Below are 398 nucleotides of genomic sequence, written 5' to 3' on the forward strand. Positions count from 1 at the left end.
CGCTGTCGCTGTAGCTCACCGTGTCCGTACCGGCACCACCGATGAACTGGTCGGCACCGCCACCACCGCGCAGGGTGTCGTTGCCCGCACCGCCGGTGATGATGTTGTCGCTGGCGTTACCGGTACCGATGAAATTGCCGGTGCCGACAAAGGTCAGGCGCTCGACGTTGGTGGCCAGTACCTGGGTGTTGAGCTGGGTACGCATTTCGTCGTCACCGCCGCCGGCCTGCTCGACCACCGTCGCGCCCTGGTTGGTGATGACGTACACATCGTTGCCGGCGCCACCTTCCAGGATATGGATCGGGTTGTAGCCAGTCAGCGTGTCGTTGAACGCCGAGCCCACTACCCGCTCAATGCCAGCGTAACTGTCGCCCTGCGCATCGCCACCCGTGCCCTTG

At 64.3% G+C, this 398-nt stretch carries 1 protein-coding gene; it reads right to left on the reverse strand.

Features of this window, described 5'->3' with window-relative positions:
• Window positions 1–398: calcium-binding protein (locus JUI81_RS31670; RefSeq protein ID WP_374707284.1), on the reverse strand; the 398-nt coding region annotated here is incomplete at both ends.

It is taken from the genome of Pseudomonas sp. 008 (assembly GCF_016861935.1).
GTDB lineage: Bacteria > Pseudomonadota > Gammaproteobacteria > Pseudomonadales > Pseudomonadaceae > Aquipseudomonas.